This window comes from Morganella sp. HMSC11D09 (assembly GCF_001807955.1).
GTDB classification, from domain to species: Bacteria; Pseudomonadota; Gammaproteobacteria; order Enterobacterales; family Enterobacteriaceae; genus Morganella; species Morganella morganii.
On the sequence record NZ_KV791684.1, the window covers coordinates 77,234 to 97,716 of the forward strand.

The 20,483-nt window shown below is 51.6% G+C and carries 16 protein-coding genes; 3 read left to right on the top strand and 13 right to left on the bottom strand.

Features of this window, described 5'->3' with window-relative positions; translation table 11 throughout:
- Positions 1-121 precede the first annotated feature (121 nt).
- Together serA and rpiA are read right to left on the bottom strand one after the other, a co-directional pair.
- A complete protein-coding gene (serA, locus tag HMPREF3119_RS08230; RefSeq protein WP_004238348.1) occupies positions 122-1,372 on the bottom strand; it encodes a phosphoglycerate dehydrogenase in 1,251 nt (416 codons plus the stop codon).
- A 286-nt stretch (positions 1,373-1,658) separates the two neighbouring features.
- The gene (gene rpiA / locus HMPREF3119_RS08235; RefSeq protein WP_004238350.1) at positions 1,659-2,315 is read right to left on the bottom strand and encodes a ribose-5-phosphate isomerase RpiA; all 657 of its coding nucleotides are present in this window, start codon (positions 2,313-2,315) and stop codon (positions 1,659-1,661) included.
- Positions 2,316-2,443: 128 nt separating this feature from the next.
- On the opposite strand from rpiA, the gene HMPREF3119_RS08240 reads away from it, so the two are divergent.
- Positions 2,444-3,352 carry a LysR family transcriptional regulator ArgP gene (locus tag HMPREF3119_RS08240; protein ID WP_015422913.1) on the top strand — a complete coding sequence of 303 codons (909 nt, stop codon included), beginning with the start codon at positions 2,444-2,446 and terminating at the stop codon, positions 3,350-3,352.
- On the opposite strand, the gene HMPREF3119_RS08245 is transcribed toward HMPREF3119_RS08240, so the two are convergent.
- The 11 genes from HMPREF3119_RS08245 to ampD all read right to left on the bottom strand — a co-directional run bounded on the left by HMPREF3119_RS08245 (position 3,349) and on the right by ampD (position 18,206).
- A complete protein-coding gene (locus tag HMPREF3119_RS08245; RefSeq protein WP_015422914.1) occupies positions 3,349-4,074 on the bottom strand; it encodes an oxidative stress defense protein in 726 nt (241 codons plus the stop codon). The two genes, HMPREF3119_RS08240 and HMPREF3119_RS08245, sit on opposite strands and share 4 nt — an antisense overlap.
- Before the next feature lie 91 nt (positions 4,075-4,165).
- Positions 4,166-4,789 carry an arginine exporter ArgO gene (argO, locus tag HMPREF3119_RS08250; RefSeq protein WP_004238353.1) on the bottom strand — a complete coding sequence of 208 codons (624 nt, stop codon included), beginning with the start codon at positions 4,787-4,789 and terminating at the stop codon, positions 4,166-4,168.
- A gap of 126 nt (positions 4,790-4,915) precedes the next feature.
- Entirely contained in the window at positions 4,916-5,401 is a 486-nt protein-coding gene (locus HMPREF3119_RS08255; protein ID WP_004238356.1) for a hypothetical protein, read from the bottom strand.
- A 65-nt stretch (positions 5,402-5,466) separates the two neighbouring features.
- Positions 5,467-6,327, bottom strand: a complete 861-nt coding sequence (mscS, locus tag HMPREF3119_RS08260; protein WP_004238357.1) for a small-conductance mechanosensitive channel MscS — start codon at positions 6,325-6,327, stop codon at positions 5,467-5,469.
- A gap of 130 nt (positions 6,328-6,457) precedes the next feature.
- Positions 6,458-6,829, bottom strand: coding sequence for a YacL family protein (locus tag HMPREF3119_RS08265; RefSeq protein ID WP_070579301.1), 372 nt, complete (start codon positions 6,827-6,829; stop codon positions 6,458-6,460).
- 188 nt (positions 6,830-7,017) lie between these two features.
- Complete coding sequence (gene acnB, locus HMPREF3119_RS08270) at positions 7,018-9,615, bottom strand: bifunctional aconitate hydratase 2/2-methylisocitrate dehydratase (RefSeq protein ID WP_070579304.1); 2,598 nt, start codon at positions 9,613-9,615, stop codon at positions 7,018-7,020.
- Positions 9,616-10,029: 414 nt separating this feature from the next.
- Positions 10,030-11,457, bottom strand: a complete 1,428-nt coding sequence (gene lpdA / locus HMPREF3119_RS08275; protein ID WP_004238360.1) for a dihydrolipoyl dehydrogenase — start codon at positions 11,455-11,457, stop codon at positions 10,030-10,032.
- A gap of 194 nt (positions 11,458-11,651) precedes the next feature.
- Positions 11,652-13,538: a pyruvate dehydrogenase complex dihydrolipoyllysine-residue acetyltransferase gene (aceF, locus tag HMPREF3119_RS08280; RefSeq protein ID WP_004238361.1), complete on the bottom strand. Its 1,887-nt coding sequence runs from the start codon at positions 13,536-13,538 to the stop codon at positions 11,652-11,654.
- Between the two features lie 13 nt (positions 13,539-13,551).
- Positions 13,552-16,215: a pyruvate dehydrogenase (acetyl-transferring), homodimeric type gene (aceE, locus tag HMPREF3119_RS08285; protein WP_070579308.1), complete on the bottom strand. Its 2,664-nt coding sequence runs from the start codon at positions 16,213-16,215 to the stop codon at positions 13,552-13,554.
- A gap of 177 nt (positions 16,216-16,392) precedes the next feature.
- Positions 16,393-17,157, bottom strand: a complete 765-nt coding sequence (gene pdhR, locus HMPREF3119_RS08290) for a pyruvate dehydrogenase complex transcriptional repressor PdhR (RefSeq protein WP_015422916.1) — start codon at positions 17,155-17,157, stop codon at positions 16,393-16,395.
- Positions 17,158-17,645: 488 nt separating this feature from the next.
- Positions 17,646-18,206 carry a 1,6-anhydro-N-acetylmuramyl-L-alanine amidase AmpD gene (ampD, locus tag HMPREF3119_RS08295; protein ID WP_036423605.1) on the bottom strand — a complete coding sequence of 187 codons (561 nt, stop codon included), beginning with the start codon at positions 18,204-18,206 and terminating at the stop codon, positions 17,646-17,648.
- A 281-nt stretch (positions 18,207-18,487) separates the two neighbouring features.
- On the opposite strand from ampD, the gene ppdD reads away from it, so the two are divergent.
- Positions 18,488-18,907, top strand: coding sequence for a prepilin peptidase-dependent pilin (gene ppdD, locus HMPREF3119_RS08300; RefSeq protein WP_070579311.1), 420 nt, complete (start codon positions 18,488-18,490; stop codon positions 18,905-18,907).
- A 25-nt stretch (positions 18,908-18,932) separates the two neighbouring features.
- Positions 18,933-20,456, top strand: a complete 1,524-nt coding sequence (locus tag HMPREF3119_RS08305) for an ATPase, T2SS/T4P/T4SS family (protein WP_032098306.1) — start codon at positions 18,933-18,935, stop codon at positions 20,454-20,456.
- Positions 20,457-20,483: the final 27 nt, after the last annotated feature.

A 20,483-nucleotide genomic window follows, 5' to 3' on the forward strand; every position in this document is an offset into this window, starting at 1 on the left:
GCGGTTAACGGGCAAATGAAACGAAAAGCATGCGCGTCATGGATGACGCGCCTGAGCGCACAGGGATGTGTTTACCGCGACTTTTCGTTTTTGCCCGTTATCCGCAGAGCAATCACCGCTCTCAGAACAACAGACGTGCTCTGACAGTTCCCGGCAGCGCTTTCAACTGCAGCAGAACGTCGTCAGCTTCATCTTTGTTATTCGCCACAATGTCGATAACCACATAACCCAGATCACCCGCCGTCCGCAGATACTGCGCCGCGATATTAATACCGCGATCAGTAAAGACCTGGTTGATGCTGGTCAGCAGTCCCGGGCGGTTTTCGTGGATATGCAGCAGACGGTTGGCATTCTGGCCATGCACCGGCAGTGACACTTCCGGGAAGTTGACCGCAGAGAGCGTCGAGCCGTTATCGGAATATTTCGCCAGCTTACCGCCGACCTCAAACCCGATATTTTCCTGTGCTTCCTGAGTGGAGCCGCCGATATGCGGGGTGAGAATGACATTATCAAACCCAATCAGCTCTGAAATAAACGGATCTGCCGGGTCATTGTTGGCCGCCGGTTCAGACGGGAACACATCCACTGCCGCGCCGGACAGGTGTTTTGATGCCAGTGCCTGACTCAGAGCCGGGATATCCACTACTGTGCCGCGTGAGGCGTTAATAAAAATTGCCCCAGGTTTCATCAGCTCAAACTCATGTTTACCAATCATATTTTTGGTGGATTCCGTTTCCGGCACATGCAGGCTGACCACATCACTCATATTCAGCAGCTCAGACAGATGGCGCACCTGAGTGGCATTACCGAGCGGCAGTTTGTTTTCGATATCGTAAAAATAGACATCCATACCGATGGATTCCGCCAGGATACCCAGCTGTGTCCCGATATGGCCGTAACCGATAATCCCCAGCTTTTTACCGCGCGCCTCGTAGCAGCCTTTCGCCTGTTTATCCCAGATACCGCGATGCGCTTTGGCATTCGCCTCCGGAATACGGCGCAGCAGCAGTAATAACTGGCCCAGCACCATCTCAGCCACGGAACGGGTGTTTGAGAATGGCGCGTTAAAGACCGGAATACCGCGTTTTGCCGCTGCATCGAGATCAACCTGGTTAGTCCCGATACAGAAACAACCGACGGCGACCAGTTTTTCCGCACAGGCAAAAATCTCTTCCGTCAGTTGGGTACGGGATCGGATACCGATAAAGCGTGCATCACGGATCGCTTCTTTTAATTCTTCCGTGGATAATGCGCCTTTATGATATTCAATATTTGAATAACCCGCTGCTTTCAGACTGTCTACCGCACTCTGGTGTACGCCTTCCAATAGCAGAAATTTAATTTTATCTTTTTCCAGTGATACTTTTACCATGACCCTGCCTTTTGTTAAGTTCCCGAAATGTCCTGTCCTCACATCAAAATAACAAAAAATAACGTCTCCGCAATACACGCTCCTGTACAAGTCACAGAACAAGTCACAGGGAAAAGGCAGGTTTACAGGAGAAAATGAAAAAATGCCGCTGAGAGCTGATATTTTGGCCATATCAAAGACAAAATTGTGATATATATCACCGAAATTTATGATTTTAAAAAAATAAAAAAAGGAACCGTTTCCGGTTCCTTATTCAGCATCTGAATATGACAGATATAGTACTGATTTATTTAATGGTTTTTACGCCATCCTGAGTACCCATCAGCACCACGTCGGCACCACGGTTAGCAAATAAACCAACGGTCACCACACCGGCGATACCGTTGATTTTATTTTCCAGCTCAACCGGATTCAGGATTTCCAGGTTGTAGACATCCAGAATTACGTTACCGTTATCTGTTACCACATTCTGACGGTATTCCGGCTGACCACCGAGTTTGACCAGCTCGCGCGCCACATAAGAACGCGCCATCGGGATCACTTCCACCGGCAGCGGGAATTTACCGAGAATATCAACACGCTTGCTTTCATCCACGATACAAATGAATTTCTTCGCGATAGCTGCCACGATTTTCTCGCGGGTCAGTGCTGCGCCACCGCCTTTGATCATATTCATATGGTGGTCAATTTCATCCGCGCCGTCGACATACACGTCCAGGCTGTCCACATCATTGCAGTCCAGCACAGGAATGCCGTAGCTTTTCAGTTTTTCGGTTGAGACCACAGAGCTGGATACCGCGCCGTCAATCTGGCCTTTCATGGTTGCCAGTGCATCAATAAAGTGAGATGCGGTGGACCCGGTGCCCACACCGACAATGGTGCCCGGCTTCACGAATTCTAATGCTGCCCAGCCAACCGCTTTTTTTAATTCATCCTGAGTCATGTTATTGCCTTTTCGTCGTCATCCTATGCCACCGGCATAGCCCGCAATAATTATAGCAATTATTTCTCCCCCGGAATGCGAATTGTGGCATATTGTGAATGACTTATAAAAAAGAGGAGAAAACCGCCATGAGACGACCGGATTATCGTGCCCTGCAGGCGCTGGACGCTGTTATCCGTGAACGTGGTTTTGAGCGGGCTGCACAGAAACTCTGTATTACCCAGTCTGCCGTTTCGCAGCGCATCAAACAGCTGGAAAATCTGTTCGGGCAGCCGCTGCTGGTGCGTACCGTGCCGCCGCGTCCGACTGAAGAAGGCCAGAAGCTGCTCGGCCTGCTGCATCAGGTGGAATTACTCGAAGCGGAATGGCTGGGGGATGATGCCGGGAATATTGAGCCGCCGCTGATCTCTCTGGCGGTCAACGCCGACAGCCTCGCGACCTGGCTGCTCCCGGCACTGCGTCATGTTCTGGCTGACCTGTCTATCCGTCTGAATATTCAGGTGGAAGATGAATCGCGGACTCATGAACGCCTGCGGCGCGGGGAAGTGGTCGGTGCGGTCAGTATTCAGCCGCGTCCGCTGCCCGGATGTCTGGCGGATCAACTTGGCGCGCTGGATTACCTCTTTGTCGCCTCACCGGAATTTGCCGCCCGTTATTTTCCTGACGGTGTCAGCCGCAGTGCCCTGCTGAAAGCTCCGGCTGTGGCGTTTGATTATCTCGATGACATGCACATGGCCTTTTTACAGACTAATTTTGACCTCGCCCCCGGCAGTGTGCCGAGCCACGTACTCAATTCCTCAGAAGCGTTTGTGCAGCTGGCAAAACAGAGCTCAGCCTGTTGTATGATCCCGCATTTGCAGATTGCGGATGAACTGGAGCGGGGAGAGTTACTGGATCTGACACCGGGGCTGTTTCAGCGCCGGATGCTGTACTGGCACCGGTTTGCACCGGAAAGTGCCACCATGCGCCGGGTGACTGACGCCCTGCTGAAACACGGGCGTCAGACCTTACGGCAGGAGCAGCCTGAAACGGCTTAACGTTTCAGTTCAAACACGACATCCACCTGGTCGCGGAAATCGATAGTCTGCTGTTCATAGGTTTCATCCGCAGAGACTGCTGCCGGTGCGCCGGCGGCCAGCATCATTTTATTACGCGCCATTACCGGAACCGGCTGTGGTGCGTTGTAACCGATGCTGTAAACCGCACCCAGCTCAGTACCAAAGCCTTTTGCGACCGATTTGGCTTGTGAAATCGCATCAGAAATCGCTTTCTGGCGTACTTCTTCACGGTATTTCTCCGGATTATTCACCCCGAACTCAACGGCACTGATATCATTCAGCCCGCTTTTCAGCGCACCGTCGAGCAGTGTGTTCAGTTTGTTCAGGTCATGCACTTTCACTGTCACAGAGCGTGAGGCGTTATAACCACGGATAACGGACTCTTCTTTCTCTTTGTCATAGACATAATCCGGACTGGTACTGATATTGGCCGCATTAATGTCTTTCTTTTCAATTCCCTGTGCTTTCAGGAAATCAAAATATTGCGCCACACGTTTATCTGCCTGTGCTTTGGCGGCTGACGCATCTTTTTCCTTTACTGTCACATTGATGGACAGTGTCGCCATATCAGGCTCAGCCTGGATCACGGCGCTGCCGGAGGTTGAAATATGCGGGCCTGCCGGTGTTTCCGCTGCCTGAGCAGCTGCCGCGTAACCACCCAGGGCAACCATAGCGGCAAGAGCAAGAGATTTCAGTTTCACATATCCTCCTTCTGTTTTAAACCGGTCACATAACAGAATGTTATGCCGGAATTAGTAACACTACCACACTCTGACGAAACAATATTTCGGATTAATAAGAAATATTCAATCCTTTTAAAGCTAATTGTATCGCGATATACCACATCACCGAACCGACAAACAGATTGATAATCCGCTGTGAAACCGGTTTTTGCAGCACCGGAGAGAACCATGCCGCCAGCAGCGCCAGGCCGAAGAACCACAATATTGATGCACAGACTGCCCCGGCGGTGAACCAGATCCGCATATCAGAACCGAGTTGCCCGCCGATGCTGCCCAGCACCACAAAGGTGTCCAGATAAACATGCGGATTCAGCCAGGTAACAGCCACCAGCGTCATAATCACCCGCCAGCGACTGCGGACCACCTGTTCCTGCATGGTCAGCGCGGTATCAGCGGTAAAAACTGCCCGCAGTGCCCCCCAGCCGTACCACAGCAAAAACGCCACGCCGCCCCAGGTAACCAATGCCATCAGCCACACTGACTGGCTCAGCAGCGCACTGCCGCCGAAGACCCCGGCCGTGATCAGTAAAACATCACTCAGCGTGCATAAAAATGCACTCATCAGATGGTACTGTTTACGGCTCCCCTGCTGTAATACAAATACGTTTTGCGGCCCGAGCGGCAGTATCATTGCTGCGCCAAGTAATAACCCCTGAAAATAAGTCGATAACATGCAAAAAATCCCGATAATTATTCAATCCACGCCGGATGGAATGAATATTACCGGGATTTCAGTATTAGTGAAATTAATACCATTAATGGACCATTACTGCGGCTAATAACACACGGAAAAATGCTGTCAGATCCACTCCCAGACCAGACGCACCGGTGTACCGAGACATTCACTCACACGATGGATAATTTCGTCACGCCCGTTATCCATGCAGACAATAAAACTGTTGTTATAACGGACTGTCAGCCCGTAACACGCGAAACCACCGGTTTCATCGTAATCCATCTCCGGAATAACGACCGGCGCCCCGCAGCAGGGGGTATTGCGTGGTGTCAGCGCCGCAGAAATTCGCGCCTGTCCGGTGACCGCAAAAATCGCATTCATCTGTGCGCCCCACCAGACACCGGAAACCGGCTTACGGCAGACAGGGCAAAGCGGATAACGGAAATTTTCACTGCCGGACCAGAACATAACGTCCGGATCCGCCTGATGCATAATATCGTCAGCCGCCATCCACTCACTCAGATACTGCTCCGCAGCCTGTTGTTGCTCAGCATCCGGGATATAACTCAGTGTCTCAGGAATAAAATGAAGTAAATGCTCGCTCATCATAATCTCTCACAGTACGGCAAAAAAAAGCGGCACCCGAAAGGGGCACCGCTGATAATATACACCTGTTATGCCTGTGTTTGCTGACTATTCTGATGCATATGCACATCAAGCTGCGGGAACGGAATGCCGATATTATGCTTATCGAGTGCGCGCTTGAAGTTTTCCAGCAGATCCCAGTATACATCCATGAAATCGCCGTTTTTTGTCCAGTAGCGGACAACGAAATTCAGAGAAGACGGCGCCATTTCATTGAGACGCACCACGATGCCCTTCTCTTTCTGGACACGCGGGTCAGCCGCGACGATCTCTGTCAGAATCTCTTTGACCTGATCAATATCCGCGTTGTAGGCCACACCGACAATAATGTCACGGCGGCGATCCGGTTCACGGGTCACGTTAATAATATCACCCGCAATCACTTTACCGTTCGGGATCACAATGATTTTGTCATCCGCGCTGCGCAGTGTGGTGGAAAAAATCTGCACATTCTGAACCGTCCCTTCTGACGCACCGATAACCACATATTCTCCGGCACGGATAGGACGGAAAACCACCAGCAACACGCCAGCCGCGAGGTTAGAGAGTGACCCCTGCAATGCCAGACCAACGGCCAGACCTGCCGCACCGAGCACCGCGATCACAGATGCGGTTTGTACGCCGAGACGTCCCAGCACCGCAATCAGTGTGAAGGCAATAACCGCATAGCGAACCATCGCGGACAGAAAATCAGAGACAGTGACATCCACGCCGCGCATTGCCAGCAGGCGGGAAACCGCTTTAGCAGCCATTTTTGCCACAAACAGACCAATAATCAGGGTCAGTACGGCAGCCACAATATTCACTGCATAATCCAGCAGCAATGCCTGATTATTTGCCAGCCATCCGGTTGCCTGATTCAGACCGTCCGTCAGGATTTGTTCATTCATTCATCCACCTCATAAGTTACCGGAAATAAAGAAAAACAACATTGTTGCAATAACCGACCGATTATCGCCCCGGGTAAAGAACCTCTGGTTTATATTACCGTAACAAATGAAAATTTCAGAATAAAAATTCTCAGCCCTGCCCGCCGGTCACAATAAATTTACGATAGTTTTCCAGTAAAATCATAAAGTCAGCTGTGCCGCAGAATGCAATACTTTCATTATCGTAATAACTCATGCCTTCGTCCGGCTCATCTGTTTCAAAGGTAATCTGATTCGCGTTAATCATGATTTCCTCATCATCCATCAGCAAAGTGTATTCATGCCCCACACGCTGCCACTGCTGTTCCCGCCCTTTAATACTGTCAAATACCACGGTTATCTCATCAATCACCGAGAGATCCCCTTTCACTTCTTCATTCAGCCAGTGACCGATCGCTTCGTGATCCATTGACAGCTTAACTATCACGTTCCCGTCGATCCCGAGGGAAAATTCATAATCCATCGCTGTATACCTCTTGTTAATGCTTTACCGCTGTCACGTATGCAACACCTGCTCTTATTTTAGCGGGTTATCCCGTTTCCAGGTACATTGATACCGTAATTAACCGGATAACAGGTATAAAAAACGGGAGACAGTGGTTGCTGTCTCCCGCCGGTAATAAAACTGCGGACTGATTCAGATGCTGACTATCACACCTGAGTCTGGAAAATCACGCCATCCGCGACTTTGGTATACTCATTCAGCTGGTCAAAGTTGAGGTAACGGTAGGTATCTTCCGCCGTCTCATCCACTTTATCCATAAAGGTCTGATACTCCGCCGGTGTCGGTAAACGCCCCAGCAGGGAAGCCACCGCCGCCAGTTCCGCAGAGGCCAGGTACACATCGGCACCGGTACCCAGACGGTTCGGGAAGTTACGGGTGGAGGTGGAAACGACCGTTGAGTTATCCGCCACACGCGCCTGGTTCCCCATGCACAGTGAACAGCCCGGGATCTCAACACGGGCACCGCTCTTACCGAAGATGCTGTAATAGCCCTCTTCTGTCAGCTGAGCGGCATCCATCTTGGTCGGCGGTGCCACCCACAGGCGGGTCGGCAGCTGGCCTTTATGACTGTCGAGCAGTTTACCCGCCGCGCGGAAGTGTCCGATGTTGGTCATGCAGGAGCCGATAAAGACCTCATCAATTTTACTGCCTGCCACGTCAGACAGCAGACGAGCATCATCCGGATCATTCGGCGCGCAGAGAATCGGCTCTTTGATGTCATTGAGGTCGATTTCGATCACCGCTGCGTAATCCGCATCCGCATCACCTTCCAGCAACTGCGGATCCGCCAGCCATTTTTCCATGCTCTGAATACGGCGCTCAATGGTACGGCGGTCGCCGTAACCTTCCGCAATCATCCACTTCAGCAGGACGATGTTGGAATTGAGGTATTCGGTGATCGGCGCTTTATCCAGTTTGATGGTACAACCCGCCGCAGAACGCTCGGCAGAGGCATCGGCCAGCTCAAACGCCTGTTCCACTTTCAGTGTCGGCAGACCTTCAATTTCCAGGATACGGCCGGAGAAAATATTTTTCTTCCCTTTTTTCTCCACCGTCAGCAGGCCCTGCTGAATAGCGTAATACGGAATAGCATGCACCAGGTCACGCAGTGTGATCCCCGGCTGCATTTTCCCTTTAAAACGCACCAGTACAGATTCCGGCATATCCAGCGGCATCACACCGGTCGCCGCTGCGAAGGCAACCAGACCGGAACCGGCCGGGAAGGAAATCCCGATAGGGAAACGGGTGTGAGAGTCACCACCGGTACCCACGGTATCCGGCAGCAGCATACGGTTCAGCCAGGAGTGGATAATACCGTCCCCCGGACGCAGCGACACACCGCCACGGTTCATAATAAAATCAGGCAGGGTGTGGTGAGTGTTTACATCCACCGGCTTCGGATACGCGGCTGTGTGGCAGAAAGACTGCATCACCAGATCCGCAGAGAAACCGAGACAGGCAAGATCTTTCAGTTCATCACGGGTCATCGGCCCGGTGGTGTCCTGAGAGCCGACAGAGGTCATCTTAGGTTCGCAGTATTCGCCCGGACGGATACCTGCCACGCCGCAGGCACGGCCGACCATCTTCTGAGCCAGCGAGAAACCACGGCTGCTTTTCTCAACCGGTTTCGCCTGACGGAAAATATCCGTATGCGGCAGACCGAGAGACTCGCGTGCTTTTGCGGTCAGACCACGGCCGATAATCAGCGGGATACGGCCACCGGCGCGGACTTCATCCAGCAGCACATCGGTTTTCAGTTCAAATGTCGCCAGCAGTTCATTGGTGTCATGATTGCGGATCTCACCTTTATACGGGTAAACGTCGATCACATCCCCCATATTCAGGTTGCTGACATCCACTTCCACCGGCAGCGCGCCCGCATCTTCCATCGTGTTGAAGAAAATCGGGGCAATTTTGCCGCCCAGCACAATACCGCCGCCGCGCTTGTTCGGCACATACGGGATATCATCCCCCATAAACCACAGCACAGAGTTAGTCGCGGATTTACGGGAAGAACCGGTACCGACCACATCACCGACATAGGCCAGCGGGAACCCTTTTTTGCTGAGCAGATCAATCTGATTAACCGGACCGATATTGCCCGGTTCATCCGGATCAATACCGTCACGCGGGTTTTTCAGCATCGCGAGTGCATGCAGCGGGATATCAGGACGCGACCAGGCATCCGGTGCCGGTGAAAGATCATCGGTATTGGTTTCACCGGAGACTTTAAAGACGGTGACGGTCAGTTTTTCCGCCAGCTGCGGACGCTCCAGGAACCAGTCTGCATCAGCCCAAGACTGAATAATTTTCTGTGCATACGGATTACCGGCTTTCGCCTTTTCTTCCACATCATAGAAATTATCAAACATCAGTAAAGTATGAGAGAGCGCTTTGGCGGCCACAGGGGCCAGTTTTTCATTATCGAGGGATTCAATCAGGGCGTGAATATTATAACCACCCTGCATGGTTCCGAGTAATTCAACGGCTTTTTCAGCGGAGATCAGCGGTGAATGTGCTTCACCTTTTGCCAGAGCGGCCAGAAAACCGGCTTTCACATACGCGGCTTCATCAACACCCGGCGGTACACGGTTGGTAATCAGATCAACAAGAAACGCTTCTTCGCCTGCCGGCGGAGATTTCAGTAATTCGACTAACTCAGCAACCTGAGCGGCTTCCAATGGCTTAGGGGCGATCCCTTGTGCTGCACGTTCGGCAACGTGCTTGCGGTAATTTTCCAGCACGACGTACTCCTTGCTTTGTGTTTTTTATGAGTGCCCGGCAACGGGGTTTCAGCATATCAAAATTTAAACACATTGTTAATTCATTCACATTAAAGCAACATAAACAATTTGTGAGCTGAATAACATTAGTGAATTAAACTTGCTGCTTACCCGTTTCACCAGTGTTATGCCGTTTTAAACAGGAATCTGCACGATTATTGATTACGCCGGAAATGCAAAAAACGGTCGTTTGCGTAGTTCTGCTGCACCGGGAACGGCGGTCAGCACGCTAAAATTATTAATATCTGAATAATACCGGTTTGTCTATGAATACACAGGCGGGTGCTGACAGCAGGGAATAAAAAAAATCCGGCGCCAGAGGCAACCGGATTTTTATCTTCAGCCGGGTAACAACGTGGTTACCGGGTCAGCTGATTACTTTTTCTTTTTCGCTTTCGGATTCGGAAGGTCAGTGATGCTGCCTTCGTAAATCTCAGCCGCCATACCGATTGATTCGTACAGCGTCGGGTGAGCGTGGATGGTCAGTGCCAGATCTTCCGCATCACAACCCATTTCGATAGCCAGGCCGATTTCACCTAACAGCTCGCCGCCGTTAGTACCGACAATCGCACCACCGATAACACGGTGAGATTCTTTGTCGAAAATCAGTTTGGTCATACCTTCAGCGCAGTCAGACGCGATTGCACGGCCGGAAGCTGCCCACGGGAAGGTTGCTGTTTCGTAGCTGATGCCCTTCTCTTTCGCTTCTTTCTCGGTCAGACCAACCCATGCCACTTCCGGTTCGGTGTAGGCAATAGATGGGATCACTTTCGGATCGAAGTAGTGTTTCAGACCGGAGATAACTTCGGCTGCCACGTGACCTTCGTGAACACCTTTGTGCGCCAGCATCGGCTGACCGACGATATCGCCGATAGCAAAGATGTGCGGCACGTTGGTGCGCATTTGTTTGTCAACGTGAATGAAACCGCGATCGTCAACTTCAACACCGGCTTTATCAGCCGCCAGCAGTTTACCGTTAGGGGTACGGCCGATAGCCACCAGAACCGCGTCGTAACGCTGTGGTTCTGCAGGGCCTTTCTTGCCTTCCATTGTGACATAGATACCATCTTCTTTGGCTTCAACGGCAGTCACTTTGGTTTCCAGCATCAGGTTAAACTTGGAGCTGATACGTTTGGTGAACAGTTTAACGATATCTTTGTCTGCCGCAGGAATGACCTGGTCAAACATTTCAACAACATCAATCTGTGAACCCAGCGCGTGGTATACGGTACCCATTTCCAGACCGATGATACCACCACCCATGACCAGCAGACGGCCCGGGACGGTTTTCAGCTGCAGTGCATCAGTTGAATCCCAGACACGCGGATCTTCGTGCGGGATAAACGGCAGCTGGATCGGGCGTGAACCCGCAGCAATAATCGCGTTGTCAAACGTGATAGTGGTTTTACCCTTCTCACCGTTGACTTCGATAGTATTTGCGCCGGTGAACTGGCCGAGACCATTCACAACAGTCACTTTACGGCCTTTCGCCATACCGGCCAGACCGCCGGTTAACTGAGAAATAACTTTCTCTTTCCACAGACGGACTTTATCGATATCGGTCTGCGGTTCGCCGAACACGATGCCGTGAGAAGCCAGCGCTTTCGCTTCTTCGATCACTTTAGCAACATGCAGTAATGCTTTAGACGGGATACAACCTACGTTCAGGCAGACACCACCTAAGGTTGAATAGCGTTCAATCAGGACAGTTTCCAGACCTAAGTCAGCACAGCGGAAAGCCGCTGAATACCCTGCAGGGCCCGCACCAAGTACAACGACCTGGGCTTTAATTTCAGTACTCATCGTGACCTCTTAATTGTTTGTCCGGCGGGTCAGACGACATATATTCCACCGGGACGTACACACTGAGAGCAGTTTACAAAATTGTTAACAACCTGGAAAGGCGCAGTTCTGTGACCTGACTCCCGTTATCCGGGATGAGCACGTTTCAGCCTGCGCCACTGAGACCGGCTCTGCACCGGTCTCAGTGTAATTGCTTACATCGCCAGGCGGCGTAAATCGCTCATGTACTGATTAATCAGCGTGATGAAGCGGGCGCCGTCAGCACCATCGATCACACGGTGGTCGAAGGAGAGTGACATTGGCAGAATGAGACGCGGAACAAACTGTTTGCCGTCCCATACCGGTTTCATGGATGAACGTGACAGACCCATGATAGCCACTTCCGGTGCGTTAACAATCGGTGCGAAACCGGTTGTCCCGATACCGCCCAGGCTGGAGATGGTGAAACATCCGCCCTGCATATCAGAAGAAGTCAGCTTACCGTTACGGGCTTTTTTGGAGATTTCAGCCAGTTCGTAAGACAGTTCCAGAATACCTTTTTTGTTCACGTCTTTAATGACAGGAACAACCAGGCCGTTCGGGGTGTCTACCGCGATACCGATATTGACATATTTTTTCAGAATCAGACGCTGTGCATCTTCGGTGATAGAGCTGTTGAAACGCGGCATTTCGACCAGCGCTTTGGCAGCAGCTTTCATCACGAAGACCAGCGGAGTGATTTTCACGCCCAGCTGTTTCTTCTCAGCTTCTTTGTTCTGCTGTTTGCGGAATTCTTCAACATCAGTGATATCCGCTTCGTCCATCAGCGTAACGTGCGGGATCATCACCCAGTTACGGCTCAGGTTAGCGCCGGACAGTTTCTGAATACGGCTCAGTTCAACTTCTTCCACTTCACCGAACTTGCTGAAGTCCACTTTCGGCCATGGCAGCATGCCAGGTAAACCGCCGCCTGCTGCAGCCGGAGCTGCTTCAGCGCGTTTCACCGCATCTTTCACATAAGCCTGAACGTCTTCGCGCAGGATACGGCCTTTACGGCCTGTCCCTTTGACTTTCGCCAGGTTCACACCGAATTCACGGGCCAGACGGCGGATAACCGGACTTGCGTGAACGTAAGCATCGTTCTCAACGAAGTCATTACCCGCAGCCGGAGCTGCTGCCGGAGCGGCTTTCGCTGCCGGTGCAGACGCCGGTGCTGCGGCCGCAGGTGCGGCGGCGGCTGGCTGTGCTGCCGGAGCAGGTGCTGCACCCGCTACTTCGAATACCATGATCAGAGAGCCGGTTTTGACTTTATCGCCGACAGCTACTTTGATTTCTTTAACTTTACCGGCCATCGGAGACGGGACTTCCATTGAGGCTTTGTCGCCTTCAACAGTGATCAGAGACTGTTCTTCAGTCACGGTATCGCCGACGCTGACCATGATTTCAGTCACGTCAACTTCATCACCGCCGATATCCGGTACATGGATTTCTTTGTCTGCTGCCACGGCAGGTGCCGCTGCTGCAGGAGCCGGAGCGGCTGCGGCAGGCTGTGCCGCCGGTGCTGCGCCCGCAACTTCAAAGACCATGATCAGGGAACCGGTGCTGACTTTATCGCCGACAGCAACTTTGATCTCTTTAACCACGCCCGCCATCGGAGACGGAACTTCCATTGACGCTTTGTCGCCTTCAACGGTGATCAGAGACTGTTCTTCAGTCACGGTATCGCCGACGCTGACCATGATTTCAGTCACGTCAACTTCATCACCGCCGATATCCGGCACATGAACTTCTTTCAGTGCGGATGCGGCAGCAGCCGCCGGAGCAGCCGGTGCGGCAGCCTGAGCTGCCGGAGCAGGAGCCGCTGCTGCGGCCTCTGCTTCAAATACCATGATGAAAGAGCCGGTGCTGACTTTGTCGCCCACAGCCACTTTAATTTCTTTAACAACCCCTGCCTGCGGAGACGGAACTTCCATCGACGCCTTGTCACCTTCAACGGTGATGAGTGATTGTTCTGCTTCTACTTTATCGCCGACACTGACCAGAATTTCTGTTACATCAACTTCATCTGAACCGATATCGGGCACATGGATTTCAATAGACATTAATTTTTACCTCTTATGCCACACGCGGGTTAACTTTTTCAGGGTTGATGCTGAATTTCTTAATGGCTTCTTCAACCACTTTCACGTCAACTTCACCACGTTTAGCCAGCTCACCCAGAGCAGCAACAACAACGTAACCGGCATCGATTTCGAAATGATGACGCAGGTTATCACGGCTGTCTGAACGGCCGTAACCGTCAGTACCCAGTACACGGTACTGGTCAGCAGGAACATAACCGCGAACCTGTTCTGCGAACAGTTTCATCCAGTCAGTGGACGCCACAGCAGGTGCATCGTTCATCACCTGAGTGATGTAAGGCACGCGCGGGGTTTCTGACGGATGCAGCATGTTCCAGCGGTCACAATCCTGACCTTCACGGGCCAGTTCGGTGAACGAGGTTACGCTGTAGATATCAGAGCTGATACCGTACTCAGAAGACAGAATCTGACCTGCTTCACGCACGTGACGCAGAATCGCACCTGAACCCAGTAACTGTACCTTGCCTTTATCACCGGTCAGGGTTTCGAGCTTGTAGATACCTTTACGGATACCTTCCTCAACACCTTCCGGCATTGCAGGCATGTGGTAGTTTTCGTTCAGCGTGGTGATGTAGTAGTAAATGTTTTCCTGCGCTTCACCATACATACGCTCCAGACCATCCTGCATGATGACCGCAACTTCGTACGCGAATGACGGGTCATAAGACAGGCAGTTAGGGATAGTCAGAGACTGAATGTGGCTGTGGCCGTCTTCGTGCTGCAGACCTTCACCGTTCAGGGTGGTACGGCCTGAAGTACCGCCGATCAGGAAGCCGCGTGCCTGCTGATCGCCTGCCATCCACATCAGGTCACCGATACGCTGGAAACCGAACATTGAGTAGTAGATGTAGAACGGAATCATCGGCAGGTTGTTGGTGCTGTAAGAAGTCGCAGCTGCCAGCCAGGATGCGCCTGCACCCAGTTCGTTGATACCTTCCTGCAGGATCTGACCTTTCACATCTTCACGGTAGTAAGCAACCTGCTCACGGTCCTGCGGGGTATACAGCTGACCTTTGGAGTTGTAGATACCGATCTGACGGAACAGACCTTCCATACCGAATGTACGTGCTTCGTCAGCAATGATTGGCACGATGCGTTCTTTGATGGATTTGTTTTTCAGCATCACGTTCAGTGCACGCACAAACGCGATAGTGGTGGAGATTTCTTTGCTCTGCTCTTCCAGTAACTGGCTGAAATCGCTCAGTGCAGGAATATCCAGTTTCTCATCGAAATGAGAACGGCGTGAAGGAACCGGACCATGCAGTGCCGCACGGCGTTCCATCATGTATTTCTGCTCTTCAGAGTTTTCGTCAAACTTGATGAACGGCAGTTTTTCCAGCTGATCATCAGCCACATCGATATTGAAACGATCACGGAGATGGCGCACGCCTTCCATGTTCATTTTCTTAACCTGGTGAGCGATGTTTTTACCTTCAGCGGTATCACCCATACCATAACCTTTAACGGTCTGGGCCAGGATCAGAGTTGGTTTACCTTTGGTGTCATGCGCTTTTTTCAGTGCAGCGAACATTTTCTTCGGATCGTGACCACCGCGGTTCAGTGCGAAGATCTGCTCATCAGTCCAGTCTTTGACTAATGCAGCATTTTCCGGATAGCGGTTGAAGAAGTGTTCACGGACGTAAGCACCGTCTTTGGATTTGAATGTCTGATAGTCGCCGTCAACGGTTTCGTTCATCAGCTGGATCAGTTTACCGCTGGTATCTTTCTTCAGCAGTTCATCCCAGCGGCCGCCCCACATGACTTTGATTACCTGCCAGCCGGCACCTGCGAACATACCTTCCATTTCGTTAACGATTTTACCGTTACCGTTTACAGGGCCGTCAAGACGCTGCAGGTTACAGTTGATAACGAAGATCAGGTTGTCCAGGCTTTCGCGGACAGCGATATTGATTGCACCTTTAGATTCCGGCTCATCCATCTCACCATCACCCAGGAAGGCATAAACGGTTTGCTCGGAAGTGTCTTTCAGACCACGGTGTTCCAGATATTTCAGGAACTTAGCCTGATAGATAGCCGCCAGCGGCCCCAGACCCATAGAAACGGTCGGGAACTGCCAGAAGTTAGGCATCAGTTTAGGGTGCGGATAAGAAGGCAGACCTTTGCCGCCGATTTCCTGACGGAAATTGTTCAGCTGCTCTTCGGTCAGACGACCTTCCATGAATGCGCGTGCGTAGTAGCCCGGGCTTAAGTGGCCCTGGAAATAAATAACATCACCGCCGTCTTTTTCGTTCTGCGCACGGAAGAAGTGGTTGAAGCACACTTCATACATGGTAGCCGCAGACTGGTAAGATGCCATGTGACCGCCCAGATCCAGATCTTTCTTGGATGCGCGCAGGACCATCATGACAGCGTTCCAGCGGATAGCAGAACGGATACGACGTTCCAGCTCCAGGTTGCCCGGGTAGGCAGGTTCATCCTCAACAGGAATGGTGTTGATGTAGTTACGGGCCGCAGCACCTGCTGCAACACTCACACCACCCTGACGGGCAGTATTCAGAACCTGATCAATCAGGAACTGTGCACGCTCAACACCTTCTTCACGGATGACCGATTCGATCGCCTGTAGCCAGTCGCGGGTTTCGATCGGATCCACGTCATTGTTCAAAATGTCTGACATGGTGTATTCCTTATAGTTTATCTGTTTCTAATGATATTCGGAGCCTATCTTCACGTATCCCGCTTTAACGGTGACGGGCGACGTGAAGATAGGCCCGGCTATATTTTGCCGCTGATGCATAGGTCAGCTTACAGACGCAGCATTCAGGGATCTGTAAGCCCCAAAACCATTACTGATTTATTCTGTATACTGCTGGAGACGGCGCAGTGAACGTTCCCGGCGGGTGTGTTCACGGCTCATATCCAGCAATACGTCTTCCAGGAATGCCAGATGGCGGTGGGATGCTTCCCGCGCAACCTCCGGCGACCGGCTCATAATGGCCCGGAATACCTGTTCCCGGTGCTCGCTGACCATCGCCAGCATCTCTTTCCGGGTATATAAGAATTCAAAGTTCTGCCGGATATTTTTTTCCAGCATCGGCACCATACAGCGCAGCAGATGTAACAGCACCACATTATGTGCGGCTTCTGTGACAATCAGCTGATATTGCAGGACAGCCTGAGATTCGGCTTCCACATCCCCGGCGTCGCGGGCATCGGCAATCGCCTGATGGCTGTTGGTGATACGGACAAAATCCGCTTCGGTTCCCCGCAGTGCGGCATAATAGGCAGCAATACCCTCGAGGGCATGACGGGTTTCCAGCAGATCAAACTGAGATTCGGGATGCCCTTCCAGCAGCTGGGCCAGCGGGTCACTGAAGCTTTGCCAGAGATTGCTCTGTACAAATGTGCCGCCACCTTGTCTGCGCAGCAGAAAGCCTTTCGCTTCAAGTTTTTGAATTGCTTCGCGCAGTGAGGGACGTGAGACGTCGAACTGTTTGGCCAGCTCGCGTTCAGGCGGCAGCTTCTCCCCCGGGCTCAGAGTGCCGTCGAGGATTAAGTGTTCCAGCCGCTGCTCGATCACGTCGGCTAATTTTGGTTGGCGGATTTTGCTGTAAGCCATATTTGCATCAGAACCATCAACATGGATAAATATTGCTTCATGGGTTTTGTAGTCAATTGGTAATACCAATTTCTTTTACAGGGTCTTAAAGTAACAAAGTATTCACCAACTGTCTATAAAGACCTTGAGCTAAATCATAAAAACCAGCAAGTTTTAACAATTTTTTTTAAATTTTAGCATAAATTGATAACTGATACGTTTAAATGCTGCATCGTGAATGTTACAGAATTTAACGTTTAAAATTCAGATAAATACGCAAACTGAACCGTTACAGTGACCAGATCGACGGATAAATAATCATTTTTTGTGCATTTTCACCGCATCTTATTGATGATTTTCCGCTTCACAGAGCCCGGCCAGATTGTTTCCGCTGTAACGATACTCACCAGACGCATTTAATCAGTAACAGGTTACCGGAATGCTAATTCTAGCAGGGAACCGGTAAACAGGAAAATTTCACGTCAGTCATATCTGCGAAATTTTACTGATTATTCAGCCGGAACGTCTGCCGGATTCAGTGAATTCCTGTATCGGTTCCAGTCGAAACAGGGACCGGGATCCGTTTTGCGCCCCGGTGCAATATCACTGTGTCCGGTGATATGCCCTTTTATTTGCGGATAGTGTGCCAGAAGCACCTGTGTCACCGCAGTCAGTGCGCGGTACTGTTCATCCGTAAAAGGTCGGGTATCCGTGCCTTCCAGCTCAATACCGACGGAAAAATCATTACACTTTTCTGTGCCCTGATAACAGGAAATCCCCGCATGCCAGGCCCGTGCATCAAAAGGAACATACTGCACAATTTCCCCGGTCCGGCGGATCAGGCAATGTGCGGAAACCCGCAGCGCCTGTATTTCAGCAAAAAACGGATGCGCATCCGGGTCCAGCGTGCCCTGAAAAAGCTGGTCAATATACGGGCCACCGAACTGTCCCGGCGGCAGACTGATATTGTGGATCACCAGTAAACGGGGAGTCACCTGTTCCGGCCGGGTATCGTGATGCGGTGAAATCACCCGGCGCGCTGTGGTCAGCCAGCCATCCTGAATATCCATTCGTTCTCCTGAGCAAAAAACCGTTATTCAATCACATAATAAATATCATTTTGTGCCGCACAGTATACGTGTCTTCCCCCCTTTCCGGGGAGTACTGATTTTTCACGACAGATTTTTGCGTGTCAGACCGAAAAAAAATCTGCATTTCTCAAATGTTACACCGCAGTTTTCCATCTGTACCGAGAAATCCGGAGACCTCTCTTTTTTGCCGATCCGTCATTGAATAAAGTGCATCACGCTAAATAAGTACCTCTTTCACAGACACAAAAAGGAGCATCTGTATGAACCAGCGCGGATTCACATTAATCGAGGTGATGGTGGTGGTTGCCATTGTGGCCGTTCTCAGTGCCATCGCGGTTCCCGGCTATCAGAACTATATCCGGAAGGCAGCACTGATTGACGTGCTGCGCACGGTTACCGCGTTTAAAACCAGCGTGGAACTGTGCAGTTTTGATAATCCCTCTTTTGCAGGATGCAACAGCGGGTCGGGCACCATTCCGGCTGATACTCCGGGGCGCTACATCAAATCCGTCAAAGCGGAAAACGGTGTTGTGACGGTACAGGGAAACAGTTCACTGGCTCCGCTGACGGTCAGCACTACCCCGGTAAGAAATCCGCTTAACGGTATCACGGTCTGGACAACCGACTGTAACAGCGAAGAAGACGCACTGAAAAAAATCTGTCTTGACGTCATCAAGTAACTACTGACATGAAAAGGAATTCATTATGCAAACAGCTGCACCCGCCCCTGTCACCCGTACCGGCGGGGAAGAACAACTCTTACTGGCTGAAGTTCATGCACTTTGTGAACGCAATGAACTGATGCTGATTGACTATAACCCCGATGCCGTCAGAGTTGCTGCCGCACAGCAGCCGCGCAGAGATATTGTGTCTGCTATCCGGTTTCTGGCCGGTAAGCGGGTGGACATTGAATTGTGGCACAGTGAAAAACTGGCCTACTGCCGCCGCAATACCCCGCTGCCGGAGCCGGTCCTTTTCCCCGGTGTAACACCGGAGACAAACACGCCGGTCTCTGCGGATACCGGCAATAACTGTACAGGTACCGGTTCACCACTGCCGCCGCCTGCCCCGCCTCCGGCGCAGGATCCCCGCCGGGCGCCGGAGACAGATACCTGGCCGGCAGAACAGCAATCCGCCGCTGTCCGGTTTGTTAACCAGCTGATTGCCGGAGCCATTGCCAAACGGGCCTCCGATATTCACATTGAACCGGCACAACAGGGTTACCGGATCCGTGCCAGAATCGACGGGCAACTGCATACGCTGAATTCACCGCCACCGGAAATCAGTAGTGAGATAATTATCCGCATCAAAATCATTTCCGGCCTCGATATTGCCGAAAAACGGTTACCCCAGGACGGGCAGTTTGAGTGGCTGGAAAATAACACCCGCTATGCTGTCCGTGTTGCCACACTGCCGACAATTTATGGTGAAAAAGTCGTACTGCGCCTGCTGAGCACCACGCAGAATCTGGCGCTGGAAAAATCCGGGCTGACGGCCCGGCAACTGGAAACGCTGCATACAGGTCTGGGCAGTGCCACCGGTATTATTTTGCTCACCGGTCCCACCGGCAGCGGAAAAACCGCCACACTCTACGGCTGCCTGCAGTACCTGAATCAGAATAACCGGAATATCTGCAGTGTTGAGGATCCGGTGGAAATCCCGCTGCGGGGGATCACCCAGACGCAGATAAACCCCAAAATTGAGCTGGGCTTCGCCGCCATCCTGCGGGCCCTGCTGCGTCAGGATCCGGATGTCATTATGGTGGGGGAAATCCGGGATAAACCCACCGCCGAGATGGCAATCAAAGCAGCTCATACCGGTCACCTGGTGCTGTCCACTCTGCATACAAACTCTGCGGAGGATACATATTCACGACTGAGGCAACTGGGTATTGATGAATATTTCATGAAAACCTGCATCAAACTGATCATTGCACAGCGTCTGGTCCGCCTGTTGTGTCCGCGCTGTAAAACGCAGAAACAGAAAACAGAAACCGTGATACTGAGCAGCGGAAAAACACATCAACTCACCCCGTGGCAGGCAAACGGTTGTGATCACTGCTTTTCAGGCTATTACGGGCGTACCGCCTGCTTTGCATTTCTCACTCCGCAACACACAATGTCTTCTTCTGCCGGTGAATTACCCGGTTCACTGTTTGATGCCGGTATCGCGCTGGCGGAATCAGGGGTAACCACACTCAATGAGATTTACCATATGCAGGATATTTAACATCCGCTGACCAACAGGAGTGATGCC